At 47.2% G+C, this 13,467-nt stretch carries 12 protein-coding genes; 3 read left to right on the top strand and 9 right to left on the bottom strand.

From position 1 onward, the window contains the following. Nucleotides 1-79 precede the first annotated feature (79 nt). Entirely contained in the window at nt 80-703 is a 624-nt protein-coding gene (locus DXB18_RS00965; protein ID WP_118543961.1) for a DUF1836 domain-containing protein, read from the top strand. 76 nt (nt 704-779) lie between these two features. Here the strand turns inward: DXB18_RS00965 and DXB18_RS00960 are convergent, their stop codons facing one another. From DXB18_RS00960 to DXB18_RS00950, 3 genes are all read right to left on the bottom strand, one after another. Further along, nucleotides 780-1,148, bottom strand: coding sequence for a YerC/YecD family TrpR-related protein (locus DXB18_RS00960; protein WP_243035374.1), 369 nt, complete (start codon nt 1,146-1,148; stop codon nt 780-782). Nucleotides 1,149-1,284: 136 nt separating this feature from the next. Beyond that, on the bottom strand, nt 1,285-2,241 hold the full coding sequence (locus tag DXB18_RS00955) for an ABC transporter substrate-binding protein (RefSeq protein ID WP_118543995.1): 957 nt from the start codon (nt 2,239-2,241) through the stop codon (nt 1,285-1,287). Nucleotides 2,242-2,443: 202 nt separating this feature from the next. Next, on the bottom strand, nt 2,444-3,634 hold the full coding sequence (locus DXB18_RS00950) for a D-alanyl-D-alanine carboxypeptidase family protein (protein WP_347560830.1): 1,191 nt from the start codon (nt 3,632-3,634) through the stop codon (nt 2,444-2,446). A 216-nt stretch (nt 3,635-3,850) separates the two neighbouring features. On the opposite strand from DXB18_RS00950, the gene DXB18_RS00945 reads away from it, so the two are divergent. Continuing rightward, nucleotides 3,851-5,272, top strand: coding sequence for a polysaccharide deacetylase (locus tag DXB18_RS00945; protein WP_118705441.1), 1,422 nt, complete (start codon nt 3,851-3,853; stop codon nt 5,270-5,272). Nucleotides 5,273-5,364: 92 nt separating this feature from the next. On the opposite strand, the gene DXB18_RS00940 is transcribed toward DXB18_RS00945, so the two are convergent. Continuing rightward, nucleotides 5,365-6,726, bottom strand: a complete 1,362-nt coding sequence (locus tag DXB18_RS00940; protein WP_118543958.1) for an MATE family efflux transporter — start codon at nt 6,724-6,726, stop codon at nt 5,365-5,367. 153 nt (nt 6,727-6,879) lie between these two features. On the opposite strand from DXB18_RS00940, the gene DXB18_RS00935 reads away from it, so the two are divergent. After that, nucleotides 6,880-7,740 (top strand): hypothetical protein, encoded by an 861-nt coding sequence (locus DXB18_RS00935; protein ID WP_118543957.1) that lies wholly within the window; start codon nt 6,880-6,882, stop codon nt 7,738-7,740. Nucleotides 7,741-7,752: 12 nt separating this feature from the next. Here the strand turns inward: DXB18_RS00935 and DXB18_RS00930 are convergent, their stop codons facing one another. The 5 genes from DXB18_RS00930 to gap all read right to left on the bottom strand — a co-directional run bounded on the left by DXB18_RS00930 (nt 7,753) and on the right by gap (nt 13,237). Further along, nucleotides 7,753-8,448, bottom strand: coding sequence for a response regulator transcription factor (locus DXB18_RS00930; protein ID WP_118543956.1), 696 nt, complete (start codon nt 8,446-8,448; stop codon nt 7,753-7,755). After that, nucleotides 8,438-9,487 carry a DUF4118 domain-containing protein gene (locus DXB18_RS00925; protein ID WP_347560829.1) on the bottom strand — a complete coding sequence of 350 codons (1,050 nt, stop codon included), beginning with the start codon at nt 9,485-9,487 and terminating at the stop codon, nt 8,438-8,440. The genes DXB18_RS00930 and DXB18_RS00925 overlap by 11 nt, the downstream gene beginning before the upstream one ends. A 389-nt stretch (nt 9,488-9,876) precedes the next feature. Then, nucleotides 9,877-10,629 carry a triose-phosphate isomerase gene (gene tpiA, locus DXB18_RS00920; protein WP_118705439.1) on the bottom strand — a complete coding sequence of 251 codons (753 nt, stop codon included), beginning with the start codon at nt 10,627-10,629 and terminating at the stop codon, nt 9,877-9,879. 172 nt (nt 10,630-10,801) lie between these two features. Then, on the bottom strand, nt 10,802-12,025 hold the full coding sequence (locus DXB18_RS00915; RefSeq protein ID WP_118543953.1) for a phosphoglycerate kinase: 1,224 nt from the start codon (nt 12,023-12,025) through the stop codon (nt 10,802-10,804). Between the two features lie 180 nt (nt 12,026-12,205). Next, nucleotides 12,206-13,237, bottom strand: a complete 1,032-nt coding sequence (gene gap / locus DXB18_RS00910) for a type I glyceraldehyde-3-phosphate dehydrogenase (RefSeq protein WP_118543952.1) — start codon at nt 13,235-13,237, stop codon at nt 12,206-12,208. Nucleotides 13,238-13,467 lie beyond the last annotated feature (230 nt).

Below are 13,467 nucleotides of genomic sequence, written 5' to 3'. Positions count from 1 at the left end.
TGGAGTATTTCCCACAGTTAAGCCTTTTCCTCTTGCTATCTGGTTTTCAATACTATATAATAGAGTAAGAGGTGACATCATGAAAAATAATTCCGAAAGACTATCTGATATTCTGAGCTGGCTTGACTCCATCTCATACATTAAAACAGAAAAAATCCCTGAAGTGGACTTATATATGGACCAGGTCACTTCCTTCATGGAAGAACATTTGAAGAAGACCAAACGCAGCCCGGAGGATAAAGCCCTCACCAAAACCATGATCAATAACTACGCGAAAAACCGCCTGCTGCCCGCGCCTGTCCGTAAAAAATACAGCAAAGAGCACATTCTGCTGCTTTTGTTTATTTATTACTACAAAAATCTTCTTTCCATTAACGACATCGAGCAGTTGTTCCGTCCGGTGACCGAACAGCACTTTCGCGCAGAAGAGGGATTGTCGTTAAGTGACATTTACGAGGAAGTTTTTTCCCGGGAAGACCTTCAGATGGAACATTTAAAAGACGACGTCCGTTCAAAATTTGAGGACAGTCTTAAGACTTTTGCTGATTCCGAAAGTGACGACAAAGAATATCTGCAGCTTTTTTCTTTTATCAGCGAACTTTCTTTCGATGTTTATCTGAAAAAACATATGATTGAAATGCTGATCGACCAGCTCCGCGAAGAAATGCCGCTTGATCCTAAAACCAGGAAAACGAAAAAGTGATGCCGCATGACATCACTTTTTTATATGGTGATATTCTGTTTTTGTTCTTCCGGACTCTGAATCCACCGGATCATGCTTATTCCTCTGGTGCATGTTCTGTCTGAGTTTCTGCAGTTTGCTCCTTAGCAGTTTCCCCGTTTGCGGCTCCCGCTTCCTGCTTTTGGGCAATACGGCCAAATACCATGTCATAACCATCGTTTCCATAGTTTAATGAGCGGTTCACACGGCTGATGGTTGCAGTAGATGCTCCTGTCTTATCTGCAATTTCCAGATAAGTCCGCTTCTCCCGCAGCATTTTTGCTACCTCATAGCGCTGGGATAACGACAACAGTTCATTTACCGTACACACATCTTCAAAAAATATATAGCACTCCTCCGGAGTCTTTAATGTTAAAATGGCTTCAAACAGATGGTCAACCGCCTCTGTCTTAATCTTCTTATTCATCGGACACGATTCCCTTCTTTTCATGCAGGATCCTGCAGTTTCTACTGTCACCAGTTTATCACACTAAATTTGTAAAGTCCATAGTCCTGAGGAAAAATTTTGCTGTGCTTCTGCTCCAACACCCTTTTCTTCCCGTCTACGGCAGCGCCTTTTTTGCATATTCCGTTGTGACCAGGTTTTCGTATGGTACGCGTCCGGAAAGTTCTCCGGCTTCCTCCAGGATATTTTCCAAAAGTTCAAAACTGCTCTTTTCAAAGATCAGATCCTTTTTCCAGGTATCCTGATCCTGATAACGTTTTACGATCGTTACGATATTTTCCAGTGGAGTCTCGGAAAACTGAGGCTGGATCGTCTTTGCAATCTCCTCCGCCGTATGGGAATTCACGTAATCCATCCCCTTTTGCAGGGCATTTGTAAATTGCTGGATCCGCTCCGGATGCATGGCGAGATAGCTTTTCTTTGCGCAATATGCCGTATAGGGGACATATCCGGAATCTGTGCCCAACGATGCCACCACATAACCATTTCCTTCCAGTTCCAGTCCCGTCGCAAACGGTTCAAATTCTACCGTATAATCGGACTGGTCACTGGTAAATGCTGCCGCTGTCAGACCGAACTGGATACTCTGGTCAATCGTGAGATCTGTTTTGGGATCAATTCCGTTTTTCTTTAAAATGTATTCAAATACCATTTGCGGCATGCCACCTGCCCGACCGCCAAGAACTCTGCTTCCTTTTAGTTTCTGCCAGTTAAAATCCGGATCCGCTTCTCGTCCCACCAGAAAGTTTCCTGCCCGCTGCGTCAGCTGTGCAAAGTTTACCGCGTAATCCTCAGCTCCTTGCGCATAAGTATAAATACTTGCCTCCGATCCCATAAATCCAATATCTGCATCCCCGGCAAGCATGGCTGTCATGACTTTATCTGCCCCCGCACCATTCACCAGTGTCAGATCAATCCCCTCTTCTTTAAAGTATCCAAGTTCAATCGCTGCATACTGCGGTGCATAAAAAATAGAATGGGCAACCTCATAAAGCGTAACCGGGGTAAGCCCCGATTGTTCCTTTGTACAGCCGCACAAAACCGCGCAGATCATGCTGACTGCGCATAAACACCCGATTCCTTTTCTTCTCAAACCGAAATGCCTCCTGTCAAACCTCTTAATACCTACAATGTATGAAACCGATTCCCCAACGGTTCGCCTTTTGATCTGTCTAACCTGTTTTTTCGCTGCTGTTCACGCATAATGTCCGTAACAGTTTTCTTTCTGTCTGCCCATATTCGACAGCGATTCCGTGTCACGTATGTGCACCCAGATTCCAGATCCGCATTACCATCTGCAAATAATCGAAAAATCCGGCTTTCTCCACGCTTCCATTTGTCAGAATCCCGACCTCCCCCAGTACCTTCCCATTCAGCTCATAGCGCAATACTCCAACTTTTTCTCCGGCACTTACCGGAGCCTTCAGGGTTTCCGGCAGCATCAGTTTCTTCTCGATCGCCGAAAAATCCTCACCGTTTAAACTCAGATAGGAAAAACTTCCTGCGTATTTCAGAAAAACGGACTGGGCAACACCATCCGTTACTTCCATAACCGGGAGCGGCACCATTTCCTGATCCTCGTAAAGCCGGCAGCTTGCATAACCGTAATTTAAAAGGTTCTGGGCATCTGCAAAACGTGCCTTGTAGTCCGGTGCTGCCATCACAACTGCAATCAGGCGTACTCCGTCTTTCTCAGCAGTGGCGGACAGACAATATTTTGCAAGGGAAGTCGATCCGGTTTTTAAGCCAGTCACTTTAAAATTGGTTGCCATCTTTAATAACTTATTCGTGTTGGAAAGCCCAAACTCTTTCGTTCCCTGCTTTGTCACATGGGTAATGTTTTCCATCCAGATAGTGGAGTAGGTATGGATCTGCGGATATTTCGTAATGAGTTCCCGCGACATGACTGCAATATCCCGCGCTGTAGTCAGATGCTCCGGTGATTCCGTCAGACCACAGCAGTCTGTAAAATGGGTTCCTGACATTCCCAGAGCCTTAGCACGTTCATTCATGCGCTGGACAAAAGCATCTTCCGATCCGGCTATGTATTCTGCCATCGCGACCGATGCATCATTCCCCGATGCAACCACAATGCATTTGATCAGGGTTTCCACCGTCTGCACCTCTCCCTCCTCCAGAAAAACCTGCGAACCGCCCATGGATTTTGCATGGGCGCTGGTTACCACCTCATCGGTCAGCCGGATTTTTCCTTCATCGATCGCATCGAAGATTAAGATCAGGGTCATAATCTTTGTTATGCTGGCCGGACTGCGCCTTTCATCCGCATTTTTTTCATAAATGATCTGCCCCGTGGAAGCTTCCATCAAAACGGCAGACGGCGCCTGCACCTGCACCGTGGATTCTGCAGACAGTTCCTGTGAGTCCAGTTCCCTTTGTATTTCCTGTTCTCCCTGCAGTCCCGGCTTTTCCTGCAATCCAGGCAACATCGCTTCTCCCTGCAGTCCCGGTTCTCCCCGTAATCCCGGCATGTGCGCCGCATCGCAGACGATTGGATTCACCAGATTCACCAGCAGACAAAAGCACATGATCATCCCCCATCGTTTCATAAAACGCCTCACTTTTCCCCTTTTCTATAATGCAATCTATGGCTATTTTTCAGGTTCTATGCTATGATGAAAATATCATAGTAAAGGGGTTTTTATATGAACGAATATTATTCCGGCAGGTCATACAGCCACAGGCGCCGCCGCCCGCGGTTTCCACGTTTTCTGGCAGCTGCAGCCTGCGTTGTACTGATCGGTGCACTTGGCACCGGCATTTTTTTTCTGAAAAAGCATCATGATACCAGCACACCTGACGCGACCAGTTCCATCGTCATTTCCACGGACTCTTCTGACTTAGCAGAAACTCCAACCGAGGGAGACGGCTTTGTCATGCCCGATACTCCGGCAGCAGACCTGCTTCACCAGGCTTATCTGCTTGCAGCCGGCTACGACTACGACGCTGCCATAGACCGGTTAAAAGCATCGGAAGAATTCGCTTCCGACCCGGAAGTTATCAATGCCATTTCCGAATATGAATCCACAAAAGAAACGCTGGTCCGCACACCGATCAGTAAGATTACCCATGTATTCTTTCATACTCTGGTAGCGAATCCATCCAAGGCATTCGATGGCGACAACGATCAGGATGGTTACAATCAGGTCATGACTACCATCGATGAATTCAACAAAATCCTGGAAAGCCTGTACAGCAAGGGCTATGTCCTGGTACGACTCCACGATATGGCTTATGAGACAACCGATGAAAATGGAAATACGGTCATGAAAGCCGGCGACATTATGCTGCCGCCTGGAAAAATTCCGTTTGTTATGTCCCAGGATGACTTATGCTATTATCCCTACATGGATGGAGACGGCTTCGCCAACCGCATTGTCATTGGCGAAGACGGCAAGCCAACCTGCGAAATGACCATGGATGATGGATCTGTCCGCACCGGGGACTATGACCTGGTTCCGATCCTGGACAAGTTCTGCGAACATCATCCTGATTTCTCCTACAAAGGGGCCCGCGCCGTTTTGGCATTCACAGGCTATGAAGGAATCCTTGGATACCGCACGGCATCTTCCTATGCCGGTTCCGCAACCTATGAAGAAGACCGGCAGGCTGCTTCCCAGGTCGCACAATGTCTGAGGGACAACGGTTTTGAACTTGCCTCCCACAGCTGGGGACACTTGAATCTCGGCACCGTGGAGTGGGAACGTTTCCAATCCGATACAGACAAATGGGAATCGGAAGTAGAATCCCTGATCGGACCTACGGATATCATTCTGTTCCCATTTGGTGCGGATGTCGGTGACTGGCATCCTTATACCATGGACAATGAACGCTTCCGCTATCTTTACAACGTGGGCTTCCGCTATTTCTGCAACGTCGATTCCAGCCAGTACTGGGTACAGCTTGGCGATGACTACCTGCGTCAGGGCCGCCGCAACTTAGACGGCTACCGCATGTGGAAAGATATTACGGCAGATGCAGAAGGACGTTCCCGCAAGCTGGACGATCTCTTCCGCGCAGAAGATGTTTTTGACAAATCCAGACCCACTCCGGTACCGGAAATGTAAGCAGCAGATACACCACTGACGTCCCATCAATATCATGAAAAAAACTGCAGATGAATCCATCACCTGCAGTTTTTTTCATTCCTGTTTCCGCATTACGCAACCGTTTTTCTTATCTTAAGCTTCCCGAAAAACAAATAATAAATGATAAACAGAATCGTGGTTGTGATCCAGGTCAGCGGATAACTGAACATGATCGTGTAAATATCCCGTTTCAATGGAACTGCGATCAGAATCCAGCTGACGCGCAGCACACAAACACCCAGAAGACAGATGATCATCGGCCACCAGCAATCCCCCACTCCGCGCAGAGCGCCGGAAAGGATTTCGATTGCCACGTATTCTACATACATCGGAGCCAGATAGTGCATCATGGCAATGCCGATGTGAATTACCTCACGGTCTGTGGTAAACAGTTCATAGCCGTACACACCAAACCGGTAGATCAGAAATGACATGCCCAAAGAAGACAGGATTGTCATGATCATGCAGGTCCGCACGCCCCGGTGTACCCGCTCCATCTTCCCGGCACCAAAATTCTGTCCCACGAAGGTTGTCACCGAAATGCCAAACGCATTGATCATCATCCAGAACACGGAATCCAGCTTACTGTAAGCGGCCCAGGCAGCAACCGTATTGGTTCCAAGCGAATTAATGCCTGCCTGGATGATTACATTCGACAGTCCGTACATCACAGACTGCATTCCCGCCGGAAGTCCTATACGGATGATCCGTTTTAGCATCCGTCCATCCAGCCGCAATTCTTTCAGGATCAGCCGGTGCATATCTTTGGTTCTTATGAGACAGCCAAGCACCAGCACTGCACTTAAAAGCTGGGAAAGAATGGTTGCAAGCGCCGCTCCCACTACACCGAGCCTGCAGATCACAACGAGCAGGATATCAAGAGCAATATTGGTCAGGCAGCTGGTCGCTAGAAAATAAAGCGGTCTTTTGGAATCTCCCACGGCGCGCAAAATCGCAGCCCCCATATTATAAACCAGATTGGCAATGATCCCCAAAAAATAAATTCGCAAATACGTTAAGGAAAGCCCCTGTACATCCTCCGGTGTTCCCATGGCAGTAAGCATGGCCGGAGCAAACCAGATTCCTGCCGCCATGATCACAAAGCCGGAAAGGATACTGAACATCAGCGCAGTATGAACTGCATATCCAACCATCTCCGAGCGTTTTGCACCGTAATACTGGGAAACGATCACGGAAGCTCCCGACGACAATCCGACAAAAAAGCCTACGATCAGCTGTGTCAGCATGCTGGTGGAACCACCTACTGCCGATAATGCTTCTTTTCCCACAAAACGGCCTACGATCATGGCATCCGCTGCATTGTAAAGCTGCTGAAAAAAAGTACCAAAGAGAATCGGAAAGAAAAACAGCAGAAGCTGCTGCCAGATGATGCCTTCCGTAATCTGATTTTCTCTGAAATTATCTTTTGTCATGTTTTCTGTTCCTTCCCTGGGTTTCTTTTACTGCTGTCTGCACCGTTTCATGCTGCGCAATCTTGAAGAAGTAATCTAAAATTAAAAATATCTTAAAGCTTTTTTATCGGTTCCTTGCTATAATGACAACACTATTGTTATTGGAGAATGATTATGCAAATATACCGTAAAGTTCTGGTTCTTTTTCTTTTGTCCGCGGCAGCTGTTTCCGCTTCCGGATGCAGTATCAGCGAAAGCAAGGAAACGCAAAGTACTGATACAGAGCTTGCCGACACGCAAAACCAGGAAGAACCAGCCAATATGATCCTGTTAAACAACATTCTTTACTATGACACGCAAAGAACGGTATCTGTTTTTCCAGGATACACCGATGGCACGATCCAGTCTGTCACGGCTGCCAATACCACACCGGTCAATAACGGAGAAGCAAATTTCGACTGTCAGGGCAAATCTTACTCGTTTCTCGCAGACGGGGCGATCGGTCTGATCACAGACGAAACAGCCAGAATCTGTGAACTTTTTCTGGCTGATGACACCGTGGAGTTTCAAGGTGTTTATAAAAAGAAAAAAGAACTTTCCAAAGATACCTTAAAGTGGCTCAACTTCTATTATACACTTTCTGAATCTGACCGCAATGCACTTTCCATGATTCCTTCCGAATTTGCCGGACAGATTTCCGGAACCAGTGCAGCAACAAAAGAAACCAGCACATCAGGTGCTTCCTACCTGGAATCACTCACACAGGAGGAACTAGACACGACTGAAGCGCTGGCTCAACATTATTTCACAGAAGAAGTCATCTCTTTTGAAGGAGTCGACCAGATCTACCCGGCAGACTCTTCTGACCCTCAATACCACAACAGTGGCATTGAAGAGGATTACAGTCCTGGAAATATCATCATCTACCGCGTTCTGACCAACCTGGACCGCAGGGACGGAAACCCGTTCCGTTATATCAGTATTGCCAGGAAATCCAAATCTGACGACTGGAAGATCATCAACAGCGGATTCTAACATCATCTATCATCATTCTTTCATCCGGTATCCCACACCAATTTCCGTGAAAATGTAGTGTGGCTCTGCCGGATTTGTTTCGAGTTTCCGACGGATATTCGCCATGTTTACACGAAGAATCTGATTGTCCGTATCGGCATATGGTCCCCAGATTTCCTTTAGGATAAAGTCGTACGTAAGTACTTTTCCTGCATTTTTCGCAAGAAGGGACACCAGCTTATACTCAATCTGGGTCAGATGGATGTCTTCTCCGTTTAAGGTAACGACACGCTTATCAAAATCAATCACCAGACCATCCCGTGAATATACGGTTTCCCGCGGTCCGGCACTGACGATCTGGGCACTGTGGCGCAACGCGGTGCGGATGCGTGCCAGTAGTTCTTCTGAACCAAACGGCTTGGTTATGTAATCGTCTGCCCCCTTATCGAGTGCCTGTACTTTTTCTGCCTCCTGCGTTCTCGCAGAAATTACAATGATCGGTACCGCAGAAAAGCCGCGGATCCGCTCCAGCACTTCACTTCCGTCAAGATCCGGCAGACCCAGATCCAAAAGGATCAGATCCGGATGGTGGGAGGTGCAAAGGGAAAGCCCCGACATTCCGTTCATGGCACGCAGTGCTTTGTAACCGTTTGATATCACAATGGTTTCAATATAATTTCCAATATTTTTTTCATCTTCAATGATCAGAATCACCTGTTTATTTGTCATGTTCTTCTTCCTCTTCCAATGGTAATGTAAAAATAAATTCAGCTCCCTTTAAGCGGTTAGCTGCCTCAATGCTTCCGTTATGTGCATTGATGATCGTCTTACAGATGGTAAGACCAATCCCCATTCCTTTGTGGGAATCTCCGCTGGCATTGGGTTCCATTCCTGCTCCATCAAAAATTATCTTCAGACGTTCCGGATCAATTCCTTTTCCGTAATCCCGGATGTGAAATGCCACACAATCTTCCCGTTTTTCTACATAAAACTCAATCGGCTCATCGGTCCCGGAATGGTAAACTGCATTTTCCAGAAGATTAATGATTACCTGTTCGATCAGGGTCGCATCCATCGGAACCATAAGAAATTCATCCGGGATCTTAACATCGACTTTTCCCTGCGGCAGACGTTTCCGGAAACGCTGTACGGCTTCCGCCACAACTTCTTCCAGTGGCTCCGGTGACGTATTTACATGGGCATCGCCCACACGGATCCTGGTTACCGACAACAAATTTTCCACCATATTCAGCAGCCAGTTGGCATCATCCCGGATCCCTTCTAACAGTTCCCGGCGCTTTTCCTGCGTAATTTCCGGGCTGTCGCTTAACGCAGTATCTGCCAGTCCGATAATGCTTGTAAGTGGTGTTCTTAAATCATGCGATACCGCTCTTAAAAGATTCGCCCGCATGGTCTCTTTTTCCGCTTCTACCAGCAGTTTTTCCCGTTCATTTAAAAGCTGGTTCTGTTTTTTAAAGCGGGTTGTCGTTGTACTGGTGATCGAAGATACCAGAAGCATACCGAGAAACGTTACCGGATACCCATCGATTGAAAAGTTAAAGTTCATGTATGGATAGGTAAAGACATAGTTCACAAAAAACACACCAAAAATAGATGCAATAATACCGGTAATGTAACCCGTTGTGTAACGTGCGATCAGCATAACCGTCAAGACATAAATGATCGCCACACTGGTAGAGTTCCTGCTATAATGGAAAAAGGCCTGCGCAATAATCGTAGATATTCCCATGATCAAGAACGTGATCACAACATTGTGCACAATCACATTGCTCAATTTTGGATGTTCTTTTTCTGCGTTTTTAGGTTTTCTTTTTCGTTTTTTTTCAACTTCTAGCTTTTTTTCAGTTTCACTCATAACGTCCCCCACTATACATCCGTGAATTTTCTATTCCGCAAACAGCTGATGCACCACTGGCATCCTGCCTTAAGTAAAGCGCTTTTTGTTTCACCAGACACAGCTCCATGCGAAACTCGAAAAAGGGAGCGGAAGTTTCCTTCCGTTCCCTCATATTTTACTACAAAAATGATTTTGTGTATAGTTTTTCACCTTTTGGGGGGCAATTCCTTAACAGCACCTTTACGGCTGTTACGGTTCATACACTGCGCAGCTTACACTTGCTGTTTTCCAGAAATGTCTTACTTATTGTAATTGACAATTGCGCCGAAATCCGGTTTTAAGGAAGCTCCGCCTACCAGACCACCGTCGATATCTGCCTGTGCAAACAGTTCCAGGGCACTTGCCGCAGATACAGAACCGCCATACTGGATACGGATTGCTGCTGCAGTTGCCTCGTCGTAGATCTCACCGATGCATGCGCGGATTGCTGCACATACCTCCTGTGCCTGCTCAGTCGTAGCAACCTTTCCGGTTCCGATCGCCCAGATTGGCTCGTAAGCGATCACTGCAGTCTTTGCCTGGTCTGCAGTGACATTTAAGAATGCAACCTTGATCTGCTGGCGGATCCAGTCAATGGTGATGCCCTGCTCTCTCTGGGTCAGGCTCTCGCCGCAGCAAATGATCGGGGTAATACCATGCTCAAATGCCTTTAAGACTTTCTTGTTTACGGTTTCATTGGTCTCTGCAAAGTATTCTCTTCTCTCAGAATGGCCGATGATGACATATTTTACGCCTGCATCGACTAACATATTCGGGGAGATTTCGCCGGTGTAGGCCCCCTTCTCCTCGAAGTACATATTCTCGGCACCGATCTGGATGTTGGTTCCCTTTGCTGCCTCCATCGCCGGGATAATGTCGATGGCCGGAACACAAAGCAAAACATCTACTTCATCGTTTTTTACAAGTGGTTTTAAGGTTTCGATCAGGGCAACTGCCTCGGAAGGAGTCATGTTCATCTTCCAGTTGCCTGCGATAATTTTTTTTCTGGACATTTTTTCTCTCCTTTTTTATATTGGAAACTTGTGAAAGGAAGCTTATTGAAACTTCCTCTTACTAAGTTCATACTGCGCCTTTGGCTTGCATTCACTAAGTGCGGGGAAGTAAGTTCACACTAAGCTTGTGCTTCGCCCTTGGCTCGCACGCACTAAGTGTTCACTTAAGTGCTTACTTATCATCTGCTGCTGCTACGCCTGGGAGGGACTTACCCTCTAAGAATTCCAGGGATGCGCCGCCACCAGTGGAGATGTGGCTCATCTTGTCTGCGAAGCCAAGCTGGTTGACTGCTGCTGCGGAATCACCGCCGCCGATGATGGTGGTTGCGTCGGTCTCTGCCAGTGCCTTTGCTACAGCAATGGTACCTGCTGCCAGGGTCGGGTTCTCGAATACGCCCATCGGTCCGTTCCATACGACGGTCTTGGCGCTCTTTACTGCCTCAGCATAAAGTTTTGCGGTTTCTGTGCCGATATCCAGACCCATCATGTCAGCCGGGATCTGATCTGCTGCTACGTTTGCAACCTCGATCGGTGCATCAATCGGATCCGGGAAGGATGCTGCGACTGCTGCGTCTACCGGAAGAAGCAATTTCTTGCCAAGCTTCTCAGCCTTTTCCAGCATCTCTTTACAGTAATCTAACTTGGTATCATCTACCAGGGATTTACCGATTTCCTTGCCCTCTGCCTTTAAGAAGGTGAACGCCATGCCGCCGCCGATGATCAGGGTATCGCATTTCTCAAGCAGGTTGGAAATTACATTTAACTTGTCCGCAACCTTTGCGCCGCCCAGGATTGCTACGAACGGTCTTACCGGATTTTCTACTGCATTGCCCAGGAAATCAATTTCTTTCTGCATCAGATAACCAACTGCGTTGGTACCGCCCTTTGCGGTGATGAATTTGGTTACGCCCTCTACGGAAGCGTGTGCTCTGTGGGAGGAACCGAATGCGTCGCATACATAGTCATCTGCCAGGTCAGCCAGCTCTTTGCTGAACTGTTCGCCGTTCTTGGTCTCTTCTGCGCCGCGGAAACGGGTATTCTGAAGAAGGACAACATCGCCTTCTTTCATCGCTTCTACTGCTTTGGTTGCTGCCTCACCGGTTACGTTATAATCTGCTACGAATACAACCTCTTTGCCCAGCTTTTCGGACAGGCGTACTGCAACCGGAGCTAAGGACTCACCCTCGTTCGGACCATTCTTTACTTTGCCAAGATGGGAACAAAGAATGACCTTTGCGCCCTCACCGATCAGCTTCTGGATGGTCGGGAGTGCAGCCACGATACGGGTCTCATCGGTGATGACACCATTCTTTAACGGAACGTTGAAATCACAGCGCACCAGCACTCTTTTTCCTTTTAAATTTTTCAGATCATCAATACTTTTTTTATTTAACATGGAGGTAATCCCCTTTCCTGTATCCAAATTTTCTGCATGGCTGCTGTTTGCGTACTATGCGGGCAGCAACCAATCTTTTTCCAGATTCCCAAATGTAGCACTATAAAGCGAAAAAGGATCCGGTCCACACGTGACCGGACCCTAATCTGAGTCTTTTGTAATAATTTTCTTTAGCAGAAATTATGCCAGCTCTGCGAAGTATTTGATGGTGCGAACCATCTGGCTGGTGTAAGAGTTCTCGTTGTCGTACCATGAAACAACCTGAACCTCGTACAGATCATCTGCGATCTGAGCTACCATGGTCTGGGTTGCATCGAACAGGGAACCGTACTTCATACCGATAACATCGGAAGAAACGATCGGATCCTCATTGTAGCCGAAGGACTCGCTTGCTGCTGCTTTCATAGCTGCGTTGATATCCTCTTTGGTAACGCCAGCTTTCTTAACAACTGCGGTTAAGATGGTGGTAGAACCGGTCGGCACCGGAACACGCTGTGCAGAACCGATGAGCTTGCCGTTTAACTCCGGAATAACCAGACCGATTGCCTTTGCAGCACCGGTGGAGTTCGGAACGATGTTTGCAGCGCCTGCTCTTGCTCTTCTTAAATCACCTTTTCTGTGCGGACCATCCAGGATCATCTGGTCGCCGGTGTAAGCATGAATGGTGCTCATGATACCAGACTGGATCGGAGCGTAATCGTTCAGTGCCTTCGCCATAGGTGCTAAGCAGTTGGTGGTGCAGGATGCTGCGGAAATGATGGTATCCTCTGCAGTCAGGGTGTTCTCGTTTACGCTGTAAACGATGGTCTTTAAGTCGTTTCCTGCCGGAGCGGAGATAACAACTTTCTTTGCGCCTGCGTCAATGTGAGCCTGTGCTTTCTCTTTGGAGGTGTAGAAACCAGTACACTCTAATACTACATCTACGCCGATCTCTCCCCACGGAAGGTCTGCTGCCTTAGCTTCTTTGTAGATAGTGATCTTCTTGCCGTCAACTGTGATGGAATCCTCGCCAGCCTCTACGGTGTGCTTGCCTTCACCGATGTGACCTGCGTATCCGCCCTGTGCGGTATCGTATTTTAATAAGTGAGCTAACATCTTCGGATCGGTTAAGTCGTTGATAGCCACTACCTCATAACCTTCTGCGCCAAACATCTGTCTGAAAGCCAGACGGCCGATACGACCAAAACCATTGATTGCTACTTTAACTGCCATGATTCATTCCTCCTAGATTGTTAAAAATATGATGATTGTTAAAAACTCATCAACCTTGTTCTTATTGTACCTAATTACACACAAAATAGCAAGCCTTTTTTTGCCATATTGACAAAAACACTTGAATTTTCGTCTTGTTTTTGTCAAAGAAGCCCCTCGGAGACCGGCTCCGAAGGGCTTTCTTTTGTGCTTTGTATACAAAGAACGCTGTTTCTGTATTTTTTCTCGCA

The organism is Clostridium sp. OM02-18AC (assembly GCF_003481825.1).
GTDB lineage: Bacteria > Bacillota > Clostridia > Lachnospirales > Lachnospiraceae > Brotaphodocola.
The sequence above is the reverse complement of the archived record's forward strand: the minus strand, read 5'-3'. Positions and strand labels throughout refer to the sequence as shown.

Coding starts and splice junctions, on each gene's coding strand:
- DXB18_RS00965 (WP_118543961.1), top strand. CDS start 80: ATGAAAAATAATTCCGAAAGACTATCTGATATTCTGAGCTGGCTTGAC.
- DXB18_RS00960 (WP_243035374.1), bottom strand. CDS start 1,148: ATGAATAAGAAGATTAAGACAGAGGCGGTTGACCATCTGTTTGAAGCC.
- DXB18_RS00955 (WP_118543995.1), bottom strand. CDS start 2,241: ATGATCTGCGCGGTTTTGTGCGGCTGTACAAAGGAACAATCGGGGCTT.
- DXB18_RS00950 (WP_347560830.1), bottom strand. CDS start 3,634: ATGTTGCCTGGATTGCAGGAAAAGCCGGGACTGCAGGGAGAACAGGAA.
- DXB18_RS00945 (WP_118705441.1), top strand. CDS start 3,851: ATGAACGAATATTATTCCGGCAGGTCATACAGCCACAGGCGCCGCCGC.
- DXB18_RS00940 (WP_118543958.1), bottom strand. CDS start 6,726: ATGACAAAAGATAATTTCAGAGAAAATCAGATTACGGAAGGCATCATC.
- DXB18_RS00935 (WP_118543957.1), top strand. CDS start 6,880: ATGCAAATATACCGTAAAGTTCTGGTTCTTTTTCTTTTGTCCGCGGCA.
- DXB18_RS00930 (WP_118543956.1), bottom strand. CDS start 8,448: ATGACAAATAAACAGGTGATTCTGATCATTGAAGATGAAAAAAATATT.
- tpiA (WP_118705439.1), bottom strand. CDS start 10,629: ATGTCCAGAAAAAAAATTATCGCAGGCAACTGGAAGATGAACATGACT.
- DXB18_RS00915 (WP_118543953.1), bottom strand. CDS start 12,025: ATGTTAAATAAAAAAAGTATTGATGATCTGAAAAATTTAAAAGGAAAA.
- gap (WP_118543952.1), bottom strand. CDS start 13,237: ATGGCAGTTAAAGTAGCAATCAATGGTTTTGGTCGTATCGGCCGTCTG.